The 21,400-nt window shown below is 72.0% G+C and carries 20 protein-coding genes; 11 read left to right on the top strand and 9 right to left on the bottom strand.

Annotated features, from left to right (window positions below):
• The 4 genes from E1J50_RS03370 to mnmA form a co-directional block, all read right to left on the bottom strand.
• Complete coding sequence (locus E1J50_RS03370) at positions 1–1,506, bottom strand: sensor histidine kinase (protein ID WP_132250397.1); 1,506 nt, start codon at positions 1,504–1,506, stop codon at positions 1–3.
• Between the two features lie 318 nt (positions 1,507–1,824).
• The gene (locus tag E1J50_RS03365) at positions 1,825–2,628 is read right to left on the bottom strand and encodes a TVP38/TMEM64 family protein (protein ID WP_207919142.1); all 804 of its coding nucleotides are present in this window, start codon (positions 2,626–2,628) and stop codon (positions 1,825–1,827) included.
• Positions 2,625–3,278 carry a class I SAM-dependent methyltransferase gene (locus E1J50_RS03360; protein ID WP_132250393.1) on the bottom strand — a complete coding sequence of 218 codons (654 nt, stop codon included), beginning with the start codon at positions 3,276–3,278 and terminating at the stop codon, positions 2,625–2,627. The genes E1J50_RS03365 and E1J50_RS03360 overlap by 4 nt, the downstream gene beginning before the upstream one ends.
• 34 nt (positions 3,279–3,312) lie before the next feature.
• A complete protein-coding gene (mnmA, locus tag E1J50_RS03355) occupies positions 3,313–4,476 on the bottom strand; it encodes a tRNA 2-thiouridine(34) synthase MnmA (protein ID WP_132250391.1) in 1,164 nt (387 codons plus the stop codon).
• A 251-nt stretch (positions 4,477–4,727) separates the two neighbouring features.
• Here mnmA and E1J50_RS03350 point away from each other — a divergent pair, with 251 nt between their 5' ends.
• From E1J50_RS03350 to flbD, 8 genes are all read left to right on the top strand, one after another.
• Positions 4,728–6,104: a flagellar hook-length control protein FliK gene (locus tag E1J50_RS03350; RefSeq protein ID WP_132250389.1), complete on the top strand. Its 1,377-nt coding sequence runs from the start codon at positions 4,728–4,730 to the stop codon at positions 6,102–6,104.
• 10 nt (positions 6,105–6,114) lie between these two features.
• A complete protein-coding gene (locus E1J50_RS03345) occupies positions 6,115–6,795 on the top strand; it encodes a flagellar hook assembly protein FlgD (protein WP_132250387.1) in 681 nt (226 codons plus the stop codon).
• A 104-nt stretch (positions 6,796–6,899) separates the two neighbouring features.
• Entirely contained in the window at positions 6,900–7,175 is a 276-nt protein-coding gene (gene sciP, locus E1J50_RS03340; RefSeq protein WP_055885701.1) for a CtrA inhibitor SciP, read from the top strand.
• Between the two features lie 200 nt (positions 7,176–7,375).
• The gene (gene fliF / locus E1J50_RS03335; RefSeq protein WP_132250385.1) at positions 7,376–8,992 is read left to right on the top strand and encodes a flagellar basal-body MS-ring/collar protein FliF; all 1,617 of its coding nucleotides are present in this window, start codon (positions 7,376–7,378) and stop codon (positions 8,990–8,992) included.
• 47 nt (positions 8,993–9,039) lie between these two features.
• The gene (locus tag E1J50_RS03330) at positions 9,040–10,092 is read left to right on the top strand and encodes a flagellar motor switch protein FliG (RefSeq protein WP_132250383.1); all 1,053 of its coding nucleotides are present in this window, start codon (positions 9,040–9,042) and stop codon (positions 10,090–10,092) included.
• A complete protein-coding gene (locus E1J50_RS03325) occupies positions 10,089–10,688 on the top strand; it encodes a FliH/SctL family protein (protein ID WP_132250381.1) in 600 nt (199 codons plus the stop codon). Before E1J50_RS03330 ends, E1J50_RS03325 begins: the two co-directional genes overlap by 4 nt.
• Positions 10,689–10,703: 15 nt before the next feature.
• Positions 10,704–11,039 carry a flagellar motor switch protein FliN gene (fliN, locus tag E1J50_RS03320; protein WP_132250379.1) on the top strand — a complete coding sequence of 112 codons (336 nt, stop codon included), beginning with the start codon at positions 10,704–10,706 and terminating at the stop codon, positions 11,037–11,039.
• Positions 11,040–11,093: 54 nt separating this feature from the next.
• Positions 11,094–12,464, top strand: coding sequence for a sigma-54-dependent transcriptional regulator FlbD (flbD, locus tag E1J50_RS03315; protein ID WP_132250377.1), 1,371 nt, complete (start codon positions 11,094–11,096; stop codon positions 12,462–12,464).
• Between the two features lie 36 nt (positions 12,465–12,500).
• Here the strand turns inward: flbD and E1J50_RS03310 are convergent, their stop codons facing one another.
• Positions 12,501–12,776 carry a hypothetical protein gene (locus E1J50_RS03310; protein ID WP_132250375.1) on the bottom strand — a complete coding sequence of 92 codons (276 nt, stop codon included), beginning with the start codon at positions 12,774–12,776 and terminating at the stop codon, positions 12,501–12,503.
• A 113-nt stretch (positions 12,777–12,889) separates the two neighbouring features.
• Positions 12,890–14,200 carry a KpsE/RkpR family capsule polysaccharide export protein gene (locus E1J50_RS03305; RefSeq protein WP_132250373.1) on the bottom strand — a complete coding sequence of 437 codons (1,311 nt, stop codon included), beginning with the start codon at positions 14,198–14,200 and terminating at the stop codon, positions 12,890–12,892.
• A gap of 259 nt (positions 14,201–14,459) precedes the next feature.
• Between E1J50_RS03305 and E1J50_RS03300 the strand changes: the two genes are divergently transcribed.
• The 3 genes from E1J50_RS03300 (at position 14,460) to fliP (ending at position 16,804) form a co-directional block, all read left to right on the top strand.
• Positions 14,460–14,834 (top strand): (2Fe-2S) ferredoxin domain-containing protein, encoded by a 375-nt coding sequence (locus tag E1J50_RS03300; RefSeq protein WP_245516406.1) that lies wholly within the window; start codon positions 14,460–14,462, stop codon positions 14,832–14,834.
• Positions 14,835–14,948: 114 nt separating this feature from the next.
• The gene (locus E1J50_RS03295) at positions 14,949–16,001 is read left to right on the top strand and encodes a lysylphosphatidylglycerol synthase domain-containing protein (RefSeq protein ID WP_132250371.1); all 1,053 of its coding nucleotides are present in this window, start codon (positions 14,949–14,951) and stop codon (positions 15,999–16,001) included.
• A gap of 47 nt (positions 16,002–16,048) precedes the next feature.
• A complete protein-coding gene (fliP, locus tag E1J50_RS03290) occupies positions 16,049–16,804 on the top strand; it encodes a flagellar type III secretion system pore protein FliP (protein WP_132250419.1) in 756 nt (251 codons plus the stop codon).
• A gap of 6 nt (positions 16,805–16,810) precedes the next feature.
• Here fliP and E1J50_RS03285 read toward each other — a convergent pair whose 3' ends face one another.
• The 3 genes from E1J50_RS03285 to E1J50_RS03275 form a co-directional block, all read right to left on the bottom strand.
• Positions 16,811–20,110 (bottom strand): tetratricopeptide repeat protein, encoded by a 3,300-nt coding sequence (locus E1J50_RS03285; RefSeq protein ID WP_132250369.1) that lies wholly within the window; start codon positions 20,108–20,110, stop codon positions 16,811–16,813.
• Positions 20,111–20,282: 172 nt separating this feature from the next.
• Positions 20,283–20,651: a hypothetical protein gene (locus E1J50_RS03280; RefSeq protein ID WP_132250367.1), complete on the bottom strand. Its 369-nt coding sequence runs from the start codon at positions 20,649–20,651 to the stop codon at positions 20,283–20,285.
• A 47-nt stretch (positions 20,652–20,698) separates the two neighbouring features.
• Complete coding sequence (locus E1J50_RS03275; RefSeq protein WP_132250365.1) at positions 20,699–21,376, bottom strand: invasion associated locus B family protein; 678 nt, start codon at positions 21,374–21,376, stop codon at positions 20,699–20,701.
• Positions 21,377–21,400: the final 24 nt, after the last annotated feature.

The following is a 21,400-nucleotide window of genomic DNA, read 5'->3' as shown; positions in this document are numbered from 1 at the left end:
TTAAGCGGCCTCCGTCGGGCCGGGGATCCAATCGGGCACCGTGATGCGGAAGCTCGCGCCGGGCACTCCGTCCTCGAGGCGCAGGGTCCCCCCGTTGAGCTGGACGAGCTCGGCGGCGATGGCGAGGCCGAGGCCGGTGCCGCCGGCGCGCATCGAGCCCTGGAAGGGCGCGAACAGGTGAGCCTTGGCCCGCTCGGGCAGGCCCGGCCCGTTATCCGCCACGAGGATCGTCACGAACCCTGAGCCGACGCCGCCATGGCGCGAGGCCGTCACCCGCACTTCCGGCGCCTCGCGGCCCGCTCCCGCGGCATCGAGTGCCTGGACCGCGTTGCGGACGAGGTTGGTGAGCGCGCGCGAGAGCTGTTCCGGGTCGGCGCAGATCTGAAGGCCGGGCTGAACCTGCTCGCGCACCGAGACGCGCGAATCCGTGGAGAGGCCGGCAAGCTCCGGCAGCTCCGCCAGGATCGGTCCGAGCAGGACGAGGCGGCGCTGCGGGTGACGCTCCGTCGCCCGGCCGTAGGCGAGCGTCGCCTCGCAGAAGCGGATCGCCCGGCCGAGGGTCGCCACGAGGCGGGGCGCCACGCGCTGGACGGTCGGATCGGCGGCGCCCTCCAGGCGGTCGACGAGGAGTTGCGCCGTGGTGAGGAGATTGCGCAGCTCGTGATTGATCTTGCTCACCGCGAGGCCGAGTTCGGCCAGCCGGCGCTTCTCGCGCAATTCCCCCGCGAGCGCCTGTTCCATCTTCGCCAGCGCCGTCTCGGCATGGCCGATCTCGTCGGTGCGCCGCGAGGGCGCGATCACGCGTTCCAGGCTTTCCGGATCGTCGGCGAAGGCGGTGATGTTGTGGGCGAGCCGGCGCACGGGCGCGACGATCACCCGCTGCAGCACGATGAAGACGAGGCCCGCCGCCGCGGCCGCGATGATCAGCGAGGACAGGAGGAGGCGGATCGAGAAATCGACGATCGCGGCGCGCAGCGGCGCCTCGTCGATCAGGATCTCGACCACGTCGAAGCCGTCGCGGCCCTGGCCCACCACGCGCAGCGGCTCCTCGCCGGGCGCGATCAGCGTGCGCCAGGACCCGTGGATCGATTCCCACCAGGAATCCTCGCGCAGGTCGACCGTCTCGACGACGGCCTCGGGCATCGCGGCGTTGGAGAGCAGGCGCCGGGTGCCACCGCCGCTCACCACGATGGCGCGGGCGCCGACCCCCCCGAGCAGGCGCCGGGCGAGATCCTCCGAGACCGGCTGTCCCGGAGACGCATCGAGCACCGTGGCGGCCACCTGCGCGGCCGCGATCCGGTCCGAGAGCCAGCCCAGGCGGTAATTCGCGACCGCCGGCACGTAGATGAGGATCTCGGCCGCAGCGACGAAGGCGACGGTGATCAGGAACAGGCGGCCGGACAGACCGAAATGCCGCCCGAGCCCGCGCGGCGCGGCCGGTGCGACCTCGGCGCCCGAGCCGAGGATCGGCGCCGTCTCGGTCTCCGAACTCGTACTCACGCCCATCCCGATCCCTGTGGATCCTGATCCTGCTCTTGTCGGCGCCTCTTGGCCGAGGCGCCCCGGGACTGCCTGAGATGCGCGCCGTCCGTCGTGGCCCGCGCGAAATCGAGTCGCGCTCGACCGCAAACAAATGACAGATCAACCCCGACCTTCGTACGCGTCCTCAAGCGCGGCGTCGAGAGGCCAGCTTGGCAGGACCAGGGCCGAACCCGATCAGAGCGCCCTCTACTGGTATAACCGGAGGTTGATGGTACGATTAGACCATGCCTCAGGGTTGTGATTAGTCGGGCGATCCGAGCCCAATACCGTCCTGCGACGGTATCACATCGTCCGCGGCGCGTCGTCGGGCCGGAAACGGCGGCGCAGCACCACGCTGATGAGGGCGAAGACTGCAAGGCCGCCGAGCCCGGCCACCATCTTCGGGGTGACGAGGGCCGAGATGGCCAGGGCCTCGTCGCAGGCGAGGGTTCCGGCGGCGCGGCAGGCGGCCTTCGCGCTCTCGTGGGCGGCCACCACGTCCTCGATTGCCGCCCCCGTCGCGGCGTAGACGAAGGCGCCGGGCAGGAGGCCGAACATCGTGGCGAGGACGAAGGTCCGCAGCCGCACGCCGCAGGCGGCCGGCGCGAGGTTCGTCATCCAGAACGGGAAGATCGGCAGCAGGCGCAGAAAAGCGATGTAGCCGAAGGCGTCGCGCCGGAATCCCTCGGCGAGGCGGCTGAGCCGAGGCCCGGCCGTCCGCCGCAGCAGGTCCGCCGCCGGGCCGCGCCCGATCGAGAACACGATCGCCGCGCCCGTCGTCGCCGATGCGACGGCGAGAAGCGCGCCGGTGACGATGCCGAACAGGAACCCGCAGATGATGGTGAGGACGAGCGAGGCGGGCACCGAGAGCACGACCGCGCAGACGTAGACGAGCCCGGCCACGACGATCGCGCGGGACCGGTCCGCCTCGACGAAGCCCTGCAGCCAGGCGCGCGAGGCGAGCAGTCGGTCGAGGCTGAGGAGATGGTAGGCGCCCGAGACCAGAACGGCGAGCGAGGCGAACACGAGAATCGCCAGCGGCAGCCAGCGGAGGACCGCGCCTCGGCGTGCCCGCCCCGATGAGGGCTGCGGCCCCACCGCTCTCAGCCGGCCTTGCGCATCCGCAAGATCTTGAAGAATCCCCCCGGGAAGGTCGGCGCGACGCCGATGAACTCGACGCCGTTGCGCCGCGCCCAGGCCTCGATCCGGGTCGACTTGAAGTCCGACGACCAGCCGATCTTGGTGCAGAGGGGTGCCACGATCTCCTCGACGCGGGCGACAGGCCCTTCCGTCTGCCCGAAATGATTCGCGAGCACGATGCCGCCGCCCGGCCGCACCACGCGCAGGAACTCGGAAAGGGCCGCCTCCGGGTCCGGCACCAGCGTGATCAGGAATTGCGCCACCACGGCGTCGAAGGACGCGTCGGCGTAGCCGAGGCGGCAGACGTCCATCACCTGAAGGCCGCGCACCTGGGAGAGGCCCCGGCGCTGCACCTTGCGGCGGGCGCGCCTCAGCATGTCCTCGGAGAGATCGACGCCGCAGACGAAGCTGCCGGCGGGGTAGTAGCCGAGCGACAGGCCCGTGCCGACGCCGGCCTCCAGGATGCGCGGCCCGTGGGAGACGGCAGCCTCGACGGCGGCGCGGGCGGCGGGCTCCGTGAGCTTGTCGTAGACGACGTCGTAGACCGGCGCCCAGCGGGCGTAGGCCTTGCGCATCAGGGCGGTGCTCGGCCCGGCCGCCTGCGGCTCGCTCAGCATGTGCTCTCGGCTTCCTGTTCTGGGGATCGGATCGTCAGGCCGCTCGGGCGGCGCCTGCCTGCAACGCGTCGATGCGCCGGATGGTGCCGCCGCCGAGGACGCGGGCGCGCGGTCCATCGTCGGCGTAGATCGCGCAGGCCTGCCCCGGAGAGACCCCGTCCTCCGGCGTCACGAGGATCACCTCCGTGATGCCCGACGCGGGATCGTGGTGGAGCGTGGCCGGCCGCGGTTCGCGGGTGGAGCGGACGCGGACGGCGACCGGCTCGTCGGCCAGGTTCGCCAGCGGCCCCTCGCCCAGCCAGTTCACCGCGTCGAGACGGATGCGGCTCGTCGCCAGCGCGGCGCGGGGGCCGACCACGACACGCGCGGTCTCCGGCTCCAGGCGAATCACGTAGAGCGGCTCGCCGACCGCGAGACGCAGTCCCCGGCGCTGGCCGACCGTGTAGTGAATGATGCCCTCGTGCCGGCCGAGCACACGTCCGCCCGCATCGACGATCTCGCCGGGGCGCGCCGCATCCGGGCGCAGCCGCGCGATCACGTCGGCGTAGCGTCCCTGCGGCACGAAGCAGATATCCTGGCTGTCGGGCTTCTCGGCGACCGCGAGCCCGAGCTCGCGCGCGAGGCGGCGCGTCTCGTCCTTCGGCAACTCGCCAAGGGGAAAGCGCAGGAAGTCGAGCTGCTCGGGCGTCGTCGCGTAGAGGAAGTAGCTCTGGTCGCGAGCCGGATCGAGGGCGCGGTACAGGGCGCGCCGGCTCGATCCCAGCGCCAGGGGCCGGCTCGCCACGTAATGCCCGGTGGCGAGCGCGTCGGCATCGAGGTCGCGGGCGGTGGCGAGCAGGTCCCGGAACTTGATCGAGCGGTTGCACTCGACGCAGGGGATCGGCGTCTCGCCCGCGAGATAGCTCTCGGCGAAGCGATCGATGACGGCGTCGCGGAAACGGTCCTCGTAATCGAGGACGTAGTGCGGGATCCCGAGCCGCTCGGCCACCCGACGGGCGTCGTGGATGTCCTGGCCGGCGCAGCAGGCGCCCTTGCGGTGGGTCGCGGCACCGTGATCGTAGAGCTGCAGCGTGATGCCGACGACGTCGTAGCCCTGCTGCTTGAGAAGGCCCGCGACGACGGAGGAATCGACGCCGCCCGACATGGCGACGACGACGCGCGTCTCGTGTGGGGGCTTCGGAAGGTCGAGCGTGTTCATCGGGCCAAGTTTCGTCGGCGCGCACGACCCGTGCGCTGCCTGCGGGGATCTATAGTGACTGTCGCCGGCAAGTTCCAGGGAGCGGGCGAGAGGTCGACGGGACCGGCAATTTGTGCCCAACGGGCGGCAGCTTCGGCCCGGTGCGACCGTCGGGATGTCCGTTGCCGGGGAAAATACCCTGATTTTCTAAAGGTTTGTAGAGGCGGGCCAGTGGCCTGCCGCTTGCTGTTGCCTGGCCCAGGGAGTGTGGCATGGGCTTCACGGCAGCAGATCTGATGGATGCGACGGCGCGCCGGCCGTCGCTGGGCGCGACGCAGGACCTGCGTCAGGCGCGCACGAGCGCGCCGGCGCGGGAGCGCTTCAGCCTCGATCTCGGCCTGCGCGAGCGTCCGGCGGTTCGCGAGACGCCTCGGCGGGCCGAAGGGCCTGCCGCGGACCGTGCGGGCGATCCCAAGGCCACGACGCGCCGGGACCTCGAGCCCGGGCGGCCCAAGGCGGCCTCCGCCGATCGCGCGCCGACAGCCGCTACTGGAACTCCGGCGCGTGCCGGCCGGGGCGCGGAGGCCGCGCCGCGCCCGGCCGCCCCGCAAGCGGGCGCAGGGCAGGATGCTCCCATCGCGCCGATGACGGCGAAGGCGTCCGCCGCCGCACAGGCGCCACCCGCTGGCCTGGGCGAGGCGGTGGTCGAGGCGCAGGTTCTGGCCGAAATCGCGATTCCACAGGACGAGACCGAGACGGCCGATGAGGAAGCGGCCGACGAGGACACGGGCCAGCCAGCGGGCGGCCTGCTCACGCTCCTCTCCGCGCTCCAGGCGCCGCCGGTCCCGACGCGTCTAGCGCCCGGCCAGGACGGTGCCGGCTCGAGGGAGCCGACCGGGGAAGGCCTGGAAGCCCCTCGACCCGCGACCGCGGACGGCCTGAATGGGCCGAACCTGCCCGGCCTCGAATCCGAGGCCAAGCTCGGAGCCGCCGCGAACGCTGCCGCTCAAGGCGCGCGCCGTGCCGGTGCTTCCGCCGAGGTGGTGCCGGCCGCGACCGAGACCGAGGCCAATGCGAACCGGCTCGATTTCTCTGCGGACCTCGCGGCAACGCTGCCGCCGGCGCCGCCGGCCGATCCCAAGATCCTGGGAAGGGAGGCCGCGGCATCCGGCGCTCCCGCGCACGCCGCACAGGGCGCCGAGAAGGCCGCGGCCCAACCTCCCTCCCCTCCCGTATCGATCGGGCAGGTGCCGATGACGATCGGCCTGCGGTCCCTCGGGGGATCGAGCCAGTTCGAGATCCGCCTCGACCCGGCCGAACTCGGGCGTGTCGACGTGCGGCTCGAGATCGACAAGGAGCGCGGCACGGTGACGACGCATCTCGTCGTCGAACGCGTCGAGACGCTCGCCATGCTTCAGCGGGACGCGAACGGCCTGCAGCAGGCCCTGACCCAGGCCGGCCTCGACCCGAGCGAGGGCGGCATCAACCTGTCGCTGCGCGGAGACGGGCAGCCGGGCTCCGGCGCTGAGCAGCGCGAGGGGCAGCGCCGCGGCGCCCAGGCCTTCGCGGAGAATCCCGAGATCCGCGCCCTGGACGCGGCGCCCCTGCGCAGCCTGAGGGGCCTCGGCGGCCTCGATATCCGGATCTGAGGAGACGACCATGGCCACCGCCATCAGCAGCGCGACCACCAGTGCCGCCGCGTCGAGCGCGAGCGGCACGAAGACCGACTCGCAGCAGATCGCGGGCAACTTCACGCAGTTCCTGACTCTGCTCACCACGCAGCTCAAGAACCAGAACCCGCTCGACCCGATGGACACGAACCAGTTCACGCAGCAGCTCGTGCAATTCGCGCAGGTCGAGCAGCAGCTGAAGGGCAACGACCGGCTCGACTCCATCCTGAGTAATGCGAAGGCGGCGAGCGCCGCCTCGGCCACGAGCTTCATCGGCCAGACCGTGACCTCGGACGGCAAGACCGCGCAGCTCAAGGACGGGGCGGCGACCTGGAACCTGACCCCGGCCCGCGCGGTCTCGAAAGCGACGATCACGATCCTCGACGCGAAGGGCAACGTCGTCGGAACCCAGACGAAGGCCCTCACAGCCGGCTCGCAGACCTTCAGCTGGAACGGGCGCAATTCGGCGGGGCTGTCCGCGACCGAGGGTCAGTACACGCTGAAGATCGACGCGTTCGACGCGACCGGTCAGAGCGTGACCGTCGATACGGCGGTGAGCGGACGGGTCGATGGCGTCGATCTCAGCGGCAGCGAGCCGGTCCTCACGATCGGCGCGTCGCGGGTTCCCGTGTCGAGCGTACGGTCGATATCATCCGAGTTGTCCACATAGCTGGGGAAAACCGAATCATATCCGAGGGATGCGCTTCAACATATTTTAAGCGGACGCAAGTAGCGTCGGTCATCGATAGGTCAGTCGAGTGTAGAGCGTATCTGATGACCGAACCGCACCGCCCGAGAGTGAAATACGTGATCGGGCCCGATGGCAGCCCCCTGACGATCGCCGATCTGCCGCCGACCACGACCCGCCGCTGGGTCATCCGTCGCAAGGCCGAGGTGGTCGCCGCCGTGAGGGGCGGCCTCCTGAGCCTGGAGGAAGCCTGCCAGCGATACACCCTCACCACCGAGGAGTTCCTGAGCTGGCAGTTCTCGATCGACCAGCACGGTCTGGCCGGTCTGCGCACCACGCGCATCCAGCATTACCGTCACTGAGGCTTCGTCCGCCGGACGGCTCCGCCCGGGCCGGCGCACGGGAGAGATATCCGAAGCCGCGCCCGTTCCCCGGGCGCGGCTTCGCTCGTTCCGGGCTCCGTGAAGCGGGATGTTAACCCGGCGCTAACCACGAACCGGGCAACTTTTGCCGAGCGGAGGCGGCCCGTCGGCTGCGCGGCTTGGGGTGGGTGCGTCGCGTCGTGAAGCCGGTTCTCGATCTCGTGACGAAGCTGGGACCGGCGCGGCTCGCGGCGATGGCGGCGGTGACGCTCACCCTCGTCGGCTTCTTCGCCTTCGTGATCCTGCGGGTCTCGCGCCCCGATATGGGCGTGCTCTTCTCCGATCTCTCGATGCAGGATTCGGGGGCGGTGATCCGTGATCTCGACGCCCGCGGCATCCGCTACGAGGCCCGGGGCGATGCCGGCCAGACGATCCTGGCGCCACGGGCCGACCTCGCGCGGCTGCGGATGGATCTCGCCGGCAAGGGCCTGCCGACGCAGGGCGGCGTCGGCTACGAGATCTTCGACAAGGGCGACGCCTTCTCCTCCACGAACTTCGTCCAGAACGTGAACCATCTCCGGGCGCTCGAAGGCGAGCTCGCCCGCTCGATCCGGGCGATCGGGCGCGTGCAGGCGGCGCGCGTCCACCTCGTCCTGCCGGAGCGCCGCCTGTTCGAGCGCGACCGCGAGGCGCCGAGCGCGGCGATCGTCCTCAAGCTGATGGGCGATCTCGACGCCGGGCAGGTTCGGGCCATCCGCCACCTCGCGGCCTCGGCGGTCGAGGGGCTGAAGCCGGAGCGGGTCTCGATCGTCGACGAGCGCGGGCGGCTCCTCGCCGACGGCGCCCGCGGTGCCGATGCCCGCGCCGGCGCCGATTTCGAGGAGAAGCAATCGGGCCTCGAGCGGCGCCTGCGCCAGCAGATCGAGGAGATCGTCGCCGGCATCGTCGGGCAGGGGCGCGCCCGCGTGCAGGTGAGCGCCGAACTCGACATGAACCGGGTCGAGAGCCGCTCCGAGACGTTCGACCCCGAGAGCCGGGTCGTCCGCTCGAGCCAGACCCGCAACGAATCCTCGCTGACCGGCGGCGCCGAAGGGCAGGTCACCGTGGGCAACGAATTGCCCGGAGCCAACCAGCAGGACAAGGCGCCCGCCCAGAAGGACCAGACCAACAAGACCGAGGAAACCACGAATTACGAGATTTCCCGCGTCACCAAGACCGAGGTGGTGGAGGGCGGGCGCCTCAAGCGCCTCTCGGTGGCGGTCGCCCTCGACGGGATCTACGCGCCGGGCGCCGACGGCAAGGCCGCCTACCAGCCACGCCCCGCCGCCGAGATCGAGCGGATCGCGGCCCTGGTCCGCACCGCGGTCGGCTTCGACAAGGGCCGTGGCGACCAGGTCGAGGTGGTCAACCTGCGCTTCGCCGAAGCGCCGGCCATGGCCGAGTTCGCCGAGCCGTCCCTCGTCCAGTCGCTCCTCGCGCCGACGAAGGAGGACGTGCTGCGGATCGTGGAGCTCGGCGTGCTCGCGCTCCTGACGCTGATCGTCCTGATGGCGGTGGTGCGCCCGCTCCTGCGCCGCGTGCTCGAGGCGGAGCCGGCACCGGCCGCCCTCCTGGCCGCGCCGGCCCTCGCGGGGGCGGAGGGGATGGCCGTCGACATGCCGGTCCTGTCCCGCGACAACCCGACGGCGCGGCTCGTCGAGTTCGCGAAGATCAACGGGCAGGTGCAGGCGGAGACGGTCCAGCGCGTCGTCGACATGGTGCGGGCGAGCCCGACCGAGACCGTCGAGGTGCTGCGCAACTGGATTCAAGAGAACTGAGACGCGGCGCACCGAGAGACCAGAGAGCGGAGGCGGGGTAGAGGACGATGGCGGCGGGGCCGAACATTTCGCGGGCGATCGAGCAACTGGGCGGGACGGCGTTCGCCGCCATGCCCGGACCCCAGCGCGCGGCCGCCCTGCTGCTGCTCCTCGGCGAGACCGAGGGCGCGCCGATCTGGCAGATGCTGGAAGAGGAGGAGGTCAAGAAGGTCTCCCACGCCATGGTCCAGCTCGGCTCCCTCGACGCGGAGGTGGTCGAGAAGCTGATCGTCGACTTCGTCTCGCGCCTGTCCTCGGGCGGCGGCATCACCTCGAATTTCGAGCGGACCGAAACGCTCCTCCTCAAGATCTTCCCGACCGACCAGGTCTCGGCGATCATGGCCGAGATCAAGGGCGCCTCCGGCAAGCGCGTCTGGGCGAGCCTTACCCAGATCGACCCCGAGATCCTCGCCTCCTTCCTGCGCAACGAATATCCGCAGACGGTCGCCGTCGTGCTCTCGAAGGTGCGCTCGGACTACGCCGCCAAGGTGCTGACCATCCTCCCCGAGGAATTCGCCATCGACGTGCTCAACCGGATGCTCCGGATGGAGACGGTGCAGAAGGAGGCGCTCCGCCACATCGAGGAGACGCTGCGCGTCGAGTTCGTCTCGACGATCTCGCAGGCGACGCGGCGCGACGCGCACGAATTGATGGCCGACGTCTTCAACGCCTTCGACCGGCAGACGGAGGGCCGCTTCCTCGCCGCCCTCGACCAGGCGAATCGCGGCTCGGCCAAGCGCATCCGCGAGTTGATGTTCACCTTCGAGGACCTGCTGAAGCTCGATCCGGGCAGCGTCCAGACCCTGATGCGCAAGATCGACAACGACACCCTCTGCCGGGCGCTGAAGGGGGCCGACGAGCGCGTGCGCGGCTTCTTCATGAGCCAGATGTCGACCCGCGCCGCCAAGAACCTGACGGACGAGATGGGCTCGATCGGCCCGATCCGCCTGAAGGAGGTCGATGAGGCTCAGGCCAAGATGACTGAGCTCGCCAAGGACCTCGCGGAGAAGGGCGAGATCATGATCGCCAAGAACAGCGCCGAGGAGGAGCTGGTCTATTGAACGCTAGGCCCTTCCTGTTCGACACGGATTTCCGGCGCCCGCAGGCGAGCCCGGCGGCGACCGCCGCGGCGCAGGAAATCGCCGCCGCCACGGCCGCCGCGCATGCCAGCGGCGTGCAGGCGGGTCGCGCCCAGGCCGAGGCGCAGGTGCAGGGGCGCCTGTCCGACGCCCTGACCCGCCTCAGCCTCGCCGCGGCCGGACTCCTCGCGCAGGCCGACGCCCGCGATGCCGAGCGCGAGGCGCAGGCGATCGAGGTGGCGGCGCTGCTCGCCGCCCGCATCGCCGGCGACGCCCTCGACGCGCGGCCCCTCGCGGCGATCGGGGAGGCGGTGCGTGCGGCGCTCCATCACCTGCGCGGCGTGCCCCACCTCGTGGTGCGCGTGAACGACGCCCTCGTCGACGAGACCGAGGCCCTGATGAAGGGGCTCGCCCGCGAGCGGGGCTACGAGGGCCGCCTCGTCGTCCTCGGCGAGCCCGACCTCCTGCCCGGTGACGCGCGCCTCGAATGGGCGGATGGCGGCATCGTCCGCGACCGTGCCCGCATCGAGGCTGCCTGTCTCGACGCTCTCGGGCTCACGCCCGATCCCGCCACCTGATCCCGAAGACGAGCGATGTCCGACGATTTCAACCTGCCGCAGCTCAGCGACGGCGATCACGGCTTCGAGGGCGGCTCGATCCGCGAGGCGCCGACCTCGGCCAAGAGCGCGGGCGACCTCGAGCAGGTCTTCGACGTGCCCGTCGTGGTCTCGGCCGTGCTCGGCTCCTCCCGGATGCCGATCGGCGACCTGCTCCGCCTCGGCCCCGGCACCGTGCTGGAGCTCGACCGCAAGGTCGGCGAGGCGATCGACATCTTCGTGAACAACCGCCTCGTCGCCCGCGGCGAGGTGGTGCTCGTCGACGAGCGCCTCGGCGTCACCATGACCGAGATCGTCAAGGGCGATCACTGATCCTGCCGGGGCGCTGCCGCCCCGCTTCCGCCTGGAGAGAATGGAGGGCCCGCGATGCGGCTCCTGATGATCGGACGGCTCAACGGCGAGCTCGTCACCGCCTCGAAGATCGCCATGAGCCGGGGGGCCGCGGTGACCCAGGCCGACGGCGTCGACCAGGGGCTCGCGGCATTGCGCGCCAAGGGCGCCGACCTCGTGATGATCGATGTCGGGCTGTCGGTGCGCGACCTCGTCACCGCGCTGGAGGCGGAGCGCATCCGCACGCCGGTCGTGGCCTGCGGCGTCTCCGCCGACGCGCGAGCGGCCGTCGCGGCGATCCAGGCGGGCGCCAAGGAGTACATCCCCCTCCCCCCGGATCCGGAGCTGATCGCGGCGGTCCTGGAGGCGGTGGCGGCGGACGGGCGCAGCTTCGTCTGGCGCGATCCGGCGATGGAGCGGGTCGTGAAGCTCGCCGAGCAGGTCGCCCGCTCGGAGGCGTCCGTGCTCATCACCGGCGAGAGCGGCACCGGCAAGGAGGTCCTGGCCCGCCACGTCCACGCCCGCTCGAACCGGGCGGCCAAGCCGTTCGTGTCGGTCAATTGCGCGGCGATCCCCGAGGCGCTCCTCGAATCCGAATTGTTCGGCCACGAGAAGGGCGCCTTCACGGGAGCGGTCGCCCGGCGGATCGGCCGCTTCGAGGAGGCCAACGGCGGCACCCTGCTGCTCGACGAGATCTCCGAGATGGACGTGCGCCTCCAGTCGAAGCTCCTCCGGGCGCTTCAGGAGCGGGTGATCGACCGCGTCGGCGGCTCGGCGCCCGTCAAGGTCGACATCCGGGTGCTCGCCACCTCGAACCGCAACCTCGTCGAGGAGGTGCGCAAGGGCACGTTCCGCGAGGACCTGTTCTACCGCCTCAACGTCGTGCACCTGCGCCTGCCGGCCCTGCGCGAGCGACCGGCCGACATCCTGGAACTCGCCGCGCACTTCGCCCGGAAATACGCGGAGGCGAACGGCCTGCCCGCCCGCCCCCTCGGGCGCGCCGCCCAGGCGCTCGTTCGCGAGAATCCCTGGCGCGGCAACGTGCGCGAGCTGGAGAACACGATCCACCGCGCCGTTCTCCTCGGGACCGGCACCGAGATCGGTCCCGAAGCGATCCTGACGCCGGAGGGCGAGGCGATCGCGGCAGGCGCGGCGGCCGGCCCCGCCGCCCGCGCGGCGGCGACGGCGGAGGCCGCGACCCGCGGCCTCGTCGGGCGCACCGTGGCCCAGGTCGAGTGCGATCTCATCCTCGACACGCTCGACCATTGCCTCGGCAACCGGACCCACGCCGCCAAGATTCTCGGCATCTCGATCCGTACGCTGCGCAACAAGCTCAACGAGTATGTCGGGGCGGGCCTCGACGTGGCGGAGCCGGGCAGCGCCCGGGCCGCAGCGGCGTACGGCTAGGAAGCCGGGACGCTCCGCGAGCGTTCCTTCGCGGCCTCAGCCGCGCCCCTCGGCGTGAGCGGCGGCCTGGGCCTCGGAGGCCTCGTCGAACTTGCGCAGGGAATGGTAGCGCGCGATGTCGCCCTCGACGTCGCGGATCGTCTCCTCGACGAGGTGGCGCTGCAGCGCCACGCGCGCATCATCCGGCGGGAGCGCCTCGCGCTCCTGCAGGCGCAGCACGGCCTGCCGCACCACGGCGTAAACCTGTTCGCGCTCGGCGCGGCTCATCGCAGGCGTGATCGCGCGGGCGACGAGATCGGCGAAATCGGACATGCTCGGGTCAGGGATTTCCAGGCGGCGGCGGGGTCGCGCTGCGCCCCCGTCCGCATCGGCGCACGAATAGCAGATCCGCGCTCGCGCGATCCAGCCTTCCCTGAGGGATGGCCCTAGAGCCGCTGATCCTTCACGCCGGCGGCGACCAGAGAGACCGAGCTCCAGACCACGAGGAAGCAGAAGAACGCGATCAGGATGCCGTAGCCGCGCTGGGGATAGAGCGAGTAGGTCGGCAGGACCGGCGGAACGAAGGTCGCGAGGTAGATCTGCTGCTTGCCGGCCGAGACGCGGGCCCGGTCGAGGAGCGTGTTGGCGGATTCGTTGAGCTTTTCGGCGATCGTGCGCTCGATCAGCAGGCCCTCGTATTCGAGGAGCGCCTGCGTCATGTTCGGCATGCCGCCCGTGCCGGAATTCTCGCTGGTGAGCTGGTCCTGCAGCTGCTTCATCTGCTGGTCGATCGCCGCGATGTGGGCGACGAGCACTTGAATGCCGCGGGCGTTCTCGTTGAGGCTCGATCCGCGCAGGACCTGAAGGTCGTTCTCGGCCTTGAACTTGTCCTTGCGCAAGCCGGTCAGGGTGATCAGCGTCGATTCCGCAGACTTGATCGGGTCGATGATGCCCCAGCGGTTCCGGTATTGCTGGATCGCGAGGTGGGCCCGCTTCAGCCGTTCCTGCGCTTCGGTCGCATCCTGCTGGGCGTGCGCGACCATGTCGGCCTGAGCGCGCTTCGAGATCTGGTTGATGAGGCCCTCGGACTTCGCCACCACCTCCCGCGCGATGGCGAGGGCATCTCCGGGTGTGAAGGCACGGGCGGTCAGCGTGATCACGCCCGACACCGCCTCGATCTGCGCCTCGACGTGCCGGCGCCAGTAGCGGGACAACTCCTCGATCGGCTGGGGCGGGTTGAAGCGCGCCCAGAAATCCGCCTCGCTGCGGGAGAACATCTTCGAGACGCCGATCTCCTTCTCCGCCAGCTCGACCATCGTCTGGCTGTGGATGAAGTCCCGGACGATGAAGCTGTCCTGGCTGTTGTGCTTCTGGATGAGGCTCGTGAACTCGCCGAGGTTCACGTCGCCCATCGGCTCGACGTTGCCGCGCACTGCGAATTGCGCCTCGGCAACGTACTGGTCGGAGGCGAACACGAAGAGATAGACGGCCACGACCGCGGTCGGCAGCAGGACGAAGAGGGAGAAGCGACGGATGAGGAGCGGGAGAAGGTTCTCCTCCCTGCGCACCCGCGGGCGCAGGCCCGGCACACGCGTCCAGTCGAGCTTCTCCCGGGCCTGCCGCAGCAGAGCGGGAAGCCGTCGATCCGGGATCGGCTCGATGGTCTCGGCATCGCGGCGCAGTTCCGGCACCGAGCGCGGCGCGACGTCGATGATGCCGCGGAGCCGCTCCTCTTGCTTGACCTCGTCGACGTTCATCCGATCGTGTTCCTGGGCGCTGGCGCGCCGGCTTCCTGGGGGGCGCTCGCGCGCCTGCGGGCCGGCGAAGCTCGCGGTCCAAGTCCCGTTCTTTTCGGCCCTTTTTAAGGCATCGCGCGGGGGCAGCCGGCACTGACACGGCGATCACAGGGCCGGGGACTGGCATCTCGCGCCGGTCAACCGTGTCCGCACCGAGCGCGGCCCTGTGCCGCCGGCGCCGCGGTTGCGCGGCCGGGGATCGCGGCCTAGGGCAGGTCGCATGAGCGACCCTCTCCCGGCTTCCGCCCCGCGGCCCCGCACGGCGAAGACCAAGCTGACCGAGATCGTCGCCGTCTGCGCGAAATGCGCCAAGCGCCAGAGCCTCGGCAAGCGCGCGGTTCGCGGTCTCCTGAAGGCCGGCCTGAAGCGCAGCCACCCGAAGCGGAAGATCCGCGTCGTCGAGACCGGCTGCCTCGGCCCCTGCCCGAAACGGGCGCTCGCCGTCGCCACCGGCGCGAGCCTCGCCCGCGGGCGGGTCGTGCTTCTCGATCCTGCGGCCACGCCCGACGAGGCGCTGGCCGCGATCCTCCCCGAATTCGGCCCCAAAGCCGCGCTAGCGGCCGGCTCGGGTGCAGGCGAGAATCCGGCTCCCTGACGCGAACGAAACCAGCCGGCTCCGCGCCGGGCCCGAGGCCTCCGCCATGCCGGCTCATCGAAGACCCGCCCGAATCGCCCCGCTCTCGCGGCGCCTGCGGCGGATGCCGTGCCGATGACCGCCGGAACCCACGACCCGGCGGGCGGCGGCATCGGCCGCGCCCTGATCCGACGCCTGCCCTTGGTCGGGACCGCCCTCGGGCTGGTGCTCGCGATCTGGCTCGTGGCGACGAACGATGTCGGCGCGGTGGCCGCCGCCTTCGGGCGCATCGGGCTCCTCGGGCTCGCGGCGGTGGTCCTGGTGCGGGCGATCATCGTCCTCCTGTGCGGCTTGGCCTGGGCGCGGCTGCTGGCGGGGCTCGCCCCGGCGGAGACCGCCGCCTTCCTCGTGCTGCGCTTCGTGCGCGAGGGCATCAACGTGCTGCTGCCCGTGGCCTCGGTCGGCGGCGACGTGGTCGGCGGGCGTCTCCTCACCTTCTGGGGCGTCACGGGGGCTCTCGCCGCCGCTTCCATCCTCGCCGATCTCCTGATCCAGGCCGGCACCCAGGCGCTGTTCGCCCTCGTGGGCGCCCTGCTCCTGACGCGGCTCGACGGCGCGTCCGCGGCCGCCCTCGCCTCCTGGATGCTCCACGCTTTGGCGGTCGCCGCCCTCGCCCTCTGCGCGTTCTTCGCGGTCCAGCGCAGCGGGGCCGCCCGCTTCATCGAGCGGCACATCGCCGGCCTCGCCCGCCGCTTCGCCCGGGAGGCCGCGCCGTCGGCTGCCGGCGGTGCATCGGGCGTCCAGGACGCCCTCGACACGGTCTGGGGCCGCCGCCGCTGGGGGGCGCTCGCGCAGGGGATCGTCCTGCATCTCCTCGCCTGGGGCCTCGGAGCGGCCGAGATCTGGATCGTGCTCGCCTGCATCGGCGTGGAGGGCGTCACCGTCTCCGAAGTGCTCGTGATCGAGGCTCTGGCGCAGGCGGTGAAGTCGGCGGCCTTCCCGATCCCGAGCGGCCTCGGCGTGCAGGAGAGCGGCTTCGTCGTGGTCGGCGCACTGTTCGGCATCGATGCGGGGACGGCGCTCGCCGTCTCGCTCGCCAAGCGCGTGCCCGACGTGGTGCTCGGCCTGCCCTCGCTCCTCGTCTGGCAGAGCCTGGAGGCGCGTCGTTCCGCGGTGATCACCGGGTGAGCGGCGTCTTGCGTCCGAACGCGGCCCCGACCACCGTGCCCGCCGCCATGATCCGATCGAATCGACGCTTCCCCCGCCGCGCGGCCGGCCTTGCCGCCGCCGCGCTGCTCCCGGCCCTCGCGGCCGGCCCGGCGCTCGCCCAGAGCGTCACCGTCGATCTCGGCGCCGGCGGGGTGACCGAGCGGGCCCTGCAGCTCGTCGCGCTGATCACGGTCCTGGCGCTCGCGCCCTCCGTCCTCGTCATGGCGACCTCCTTCACGCGGATCGTGGTGGTGCTCTCGATCCTGCGCTCGGCGCTCGGGACCCAGACGGCCCCGCCGACCGCCGTGATCGTCAGCCTCGCCCTGTTCCTGACCGCCTTCGTGATGGCGCCGACCGCGCGGGAGGCCTACCGGGCCGGGATCGAGCCGCTGGTCGCGGGCCAGATCACGCAGGGCGTCGCCTTCGAGCGCGCCTCGGCCCCGTTCAAGACCTTCATGCTCCGCAACGTCCGCGAGAAGGACCTCAAGCTCTTCCTCGACATGGCCAAGGTCCCGACGCCATCCGGGCCGGAGGGGGTCGGGCTGGAGGTGGTGACCCCCGCCTTCATGATCTCCGAGCTGCGGCGAGCCTTCGAGATCGGCTTCCTCCTGTTCATCCCCTTCCTGATCATCGATCTCGTCGTCGCCTCGGTGCTGATGGCGGTCGGCATGATGATGGTGCCGCCCGCGACCGTGGCCCTGCCCTTCAAGCTGATCTTCTTCGTGCTCGTCGACGGCTGGACCCTGGTCGCGGGTTCCCTCGTCCAGAGCTACGGCGGCTGACCGACCTCAACCGGGAGGCGAGCCGTCGCCGCCGGTCTCGGCCCGGCTCTCCCGTTTGGCCGGCGCCTTGCCGCGGTCCGGCACGCCGGTCTCGGGATAGCGTCGGCGGTACTCGGCGAGGAAGGCGGCGAGCGTCTCGGCGCTGGTGGCCCGTTGCGCGATCTCCCGGAAGCCCGGGTTCCGCAGGGCGTTGGCGGCGGTGAGCAGCGCGAAGGTCCGCGCGTCGGCGCTCTCCGACATCGGGCCCGCGAACTTCCCCTTCAGCCGTTCCAGGCCGATCGTCTCGGCGGAGAGATCGTAGGCGATCGCTGCACGGATCACATCCGCCCGGGCCGCGTCGTCGAGGGGCTTGCGACCGCGCCAGACCTCGCCGAGGAGCGCCTCGTGCGCCTCGCCCGCCTCCCGCCAGCGGCGGGCACCCCACAGGATGTCGGCGCGCAGGCGCTGCGCATCCGGCGCCATGTCGCCCTCGATGGTCTCGAGCGCCAGATCGGTGCGGGAGAGGTCCGACAGGGCGCGGGCGCGGATCAGGCCGCGCGCCCGGGTGAGCCCGGCCGGCAATTCGGGCAGGTGGGTCGCCTCCAGGACCTCGAGCGCCATCAGGGGCTTCCCGTCCATCAGGCGGATCGCGGCGAGGCGTGCGGCGACGCCGGCCCGCGCGGCCCCGGTGAGGCGGTTGTCGACCTGATGCTGCAGGAGCTCGGCCGCCGAGTCGAGCAGGTCGAGCCCCACGAGCCGGTCGGCGAGCCGTCGCACGATCTCGTCGCCGCGCCGGCCGATCGGGGCGAAGTCCTTGAAGTCGAAGTAGAGCGCCACCGCCTCCACGCCCGACATCCTGTCGGCGAGCGGTCCGAGGAAGAGGTCGTCGAACAGGGCCTGTGCCTCGGCATGGAGGCTGCGCGAGACGGCGGAATCGGGTGCCGTCGCGTTGGCCCGCCGCGTCGCCTGGAAGGCCTCGCGGTAGCGGCCGGTCTCGGCGTAGAGATGGGCGAGCCCCGCGGTCATGGCGTCTTCGGTCTCGCCGCCGTGCCACGTGATCGCCTCGCGCTCCAGGCGCTCGATCGCCGCCTTGGCGGGGAGCTTTCCGGTCGCCTGGGCGAGGAGCGTGTTGCGCAGGCTCGCGGCGACCGCGACCGGCCGCTCGCCCTCCGCGCCCAGTCGCTCGTAGGTGGCGAGGGCGGCGACGGTCTGGCCCGTCGCCTCCTCCATCCGGCCGCGCAGGAGAGCGAGCCGGTCCCGGACCAGGGGCGTCGAGGAGAGCCGCCCGACGGCGACGAGCGCCCGGCTCGCGCTCTCCAGGTCGCCCGTCTCGATCGCCGCCTCGATCATGGCCGCCCTGAGCGGGCCCTGCAGGTCCTCGGGATAGCGCTCGACGAGGGTCCCGGCGGCGCGGAAGGCGTTGTCGGCGTCGACCCAGCGCCCCGCCTGGGCCTCCGCGAAGCCGCGCCAGAGCGCGGCCTCGGGGTCCTGGGCGAGGCTGTCCGAGCCGAGGATGCGCTTGGCCTCGGCGGCGCGGCCGATCCGGGCGGAGGCGAGGCCGCTCAGGATCGCGACCTCGCGCTGTCCGGCGAGAACGGGATCGTCGGCGGCCGCCGCGCCGAGCACGGCCAGGGCCTCCGGGTCGAGGCCGTTGGCGAGGAGGGCTCGTGCGAGGTCGAGCCGCGGCGGGCCCCGCATCGCCACGGTGGCGTCGAGGATCGCGCGGGTGCGCTCGCGCAGGGTCTCGCGCACGTCGCCGCGGCGCGCCAGCTCCCAGGCGTTGCGCTCGACGGCGAGCGTCCCGACCGGCCCCACGGCGACCTCCGGGTCGCGCATGACGGTCGAGACGGCGAGGCCGCCCTCCCGGCCGATGCCGACGCCGTCGATGTCCGGTCGCACGACGAGGTCGTCGGCCTGCGCCGCCACCGCGACGCCGAGGCGGCTCGGGAGCAGCTCGAAATCCACGAAGCGCTGACGCTTGGCGACGCCGGCCGGCCTGCGGGCGCGGCTCGTCACCACGGCCACCCGCTCGCCGTCGAGATCGAGCCAGGTGGCGCTGCCGGGCTCGGGCAGCCTGAGCCCGATGCCGAAGCGGGCGCCCGCACCGGTGCGGGCGGCGACGAGGGATTCGCTCGGGCTCAGGGTCTCGCCGGTGACGAGTTCCCAGCCGCCCGGACCCTGGGCCGGCCCGACGGGCAGCAGGTCGACGAGGCGGCCGGGCGGCGCGGCAAATCTCAGGGCCACCACGCCGCCCGTCCGCTTCGGCTCGCCGAGGAGGGTGAGGCCGAGGCGCGAACCATCGGGGGCGGCCACCGCCTCGTCCGTCTCGAACACGAGGGTCGTGACGCCCGCCCGCTCGAACAGGGCGGCGGGCGGGATCTTGCGAAAGGCGAAGACGAGGCCGTCCCCGGCCGCCCGCACCGGATCCGAGGGCGGGGGGGCGCTCGGGGCCGGGCGGACCTCCGGCTTGGCGGCCTGTTGAACGGCCGCGGTGCCGGGCTCGGAGGGCGAGGCCGGCGCGACCGGCTGAGGCAGCGCCGCGGCCTGACGCGGCGAGGGCGTGCGGGGCGCGAGGTCGATCGTCAGGCCGTCGTCGTCGCGCTCGGTCGTCAGGAGGTAGCCCTCGCCCGGCGTCACGAGGAGGGCGGCGGCGCCCTCCTCCTCCTCGACGGTGACGTTCGACGCGGCGGGTTTCGTGCGCCCGCGGATCTCCGCCCCGTCGATGCGCCAGGGGCCTGCGATGCGGATCCGCGTCGCCGGGCCGGCGGGCTCGGAGGAGGTCTCCGTGCCCGGCGGCAGGCGCAGCGAGAGGCGGGTCAGGGCGGGCAGATGGGCCACCTCGACCGCGAGCGCCTTGCGAACCGGCGCCGGCGTGGCAGCCTTGAGCGCGGCTTCCGCCCGCTGCACCCGGCGGGCGAGTTCCGCCACGACCTCGGGTGGCAACGGGGGCGGCAGGCCGGACCAGCCCTCCGGCAGAAGGTCGATGAAGACCTGCTCGCCGGCCTCCTGAACGTTGACGCGGTAGGATCTCTGGAGGGCGAGCCGCAGGCCGCTGCCGTCGGGGTCGCGCCGCACCGTAGTGACGTAGGCCGGCAATTCGGCCGCGAGGCGTTCCGCCCCGCCCTGCACGCGCTCGCCGTAGCTCAGCACCAGCACCGTGCCGAGCATCTTCGCCCGGACCGAGACCGGCGCGTCGAAGGTGAGCGCGATGCGTCCGTAGCGGTCCGGCTGGCTGCCCTTGGCCGCGAGGAGACGCGCCGCCTCCGCCGCGCCGCCGGGCAGGCACAGGGCGAGGCCGAGCGCGGCCAGAGCCGCGCGCCTCCGCATGCCTGTTGCGAGCCCAGCCGCCATCGCGAACGCCACACCCGAGAGCGGCGGGCACCCCGGCCTGGGGCGCTGCGCCGGAACGTCATTTCGGGTTCGGACTGTGCCTGAGCAGGGATAACGGCGGCTTAATCGCGCCGCGCACGCGCCGCGGGGACGGGCGGCCGCGCGACGTTCACTTCCTGATGATCAGGCCGGGAATCGCCCGACCGGATTCGCCGAAGGTTTCGACAGCGCGCTGGCAACTCGCCTCCGCATCCTTCTGGTAGATCTCGGTGTAGGCCTTCACCCGCAGGTGGAGGTCACCCTGCGTCAGCTCGGTCGGATCGATGCCGAGCCTGGTCACGGCCATCTCGAGCCTGTCGGGATCGGCCTTGAGCCCGGGACAAGACGCGTCGACGAAGGCAGCGAGGCCCGCGAGCTTGGCGGCGTTGTTCCGCTGCCGGTCGGCCTTGGAGGGCGGACCCGGCTCGGAGGGCGCCTCCTGCGCCGCCAGAGGCCCGGCGAGCAGCCCGAGCAGGGCGACGATGATCCATCCGCGCATCTGTTTTCACCCTCGTCCGTCGATCGGTGGCCGGGCCCGCGCCCGCATTAGCTGGTGAAGGCGATCGCCCGCGCGAAGGCGGCGGCGAAGCCCGCGAGCGGCACCGTGACCACGGTCGGCTCCTGCCCCTCCGGCCGCGGGGCGGTGATCGTGAGCTTCTGCGCCGTCTTCATGGCGTCGGTGGCGAGCGTCGGGAAGCTGATCGGGACGATGCAACCCTCCGACCCGCAGGCGAGGTAGGGCGCGCCCTTGCCGAGTACGGTCTCATCGAGCTTGAACGTGACGCCGGGCTCGATCGAGAGGCCGAACGGCATCAGGATCAGCCCCTCCGAGCGGCCGTCCTTCGGCGCCTTCAGCTCGATGGCGAATTGCCGCCGCCCGGTCGTCCGGTCGCCCTGGCTCTGCGTCATCGTGCATTGCGTGGCCGCGTTCTCGCGGCTGCAGTTCACGGTCCAGTTGTCGTAGGTCTCGCTCACCGCCGCGGCGCCCGCGGGCCAAGCGACCCCGCTCGCCGCGGCCGGGGTGTCCACCGGCTTCGGCGCGGCCTCGGCGGGCTTCGGCGCGGGCTTGCGCGGCTGCGGCTTGGGTTTCGGCTTGGCGGCCGGTGCCGGGCTCTCGGGGGCCGGAGCATCCTCCTGCGCGTGAGCGCCCGCACCCATCGCGCAGGGCAGGAGGGCGAGCGCCCCGATCAGGGTGAAGGTGCGGATCGCGCGGATCGGCTTCATACGGCGGGTCCCCCGGCGCGACGC

Origin of the sequence: Methylobacterium segetis, assembly GCF_004348265.1 — a bacterium.
Classification (GTDB): Bacteria; Pseudomonadota; Alphaproteobacteria; order Rhizobiales; family Beijerinckiaceae; genus Methylobacterium; species Methylobacterium segetis.
Note: the sequence above shows the minus strand (reverse complement) of the source record. Positions and strands in the feature narration are given on the sequence as shown.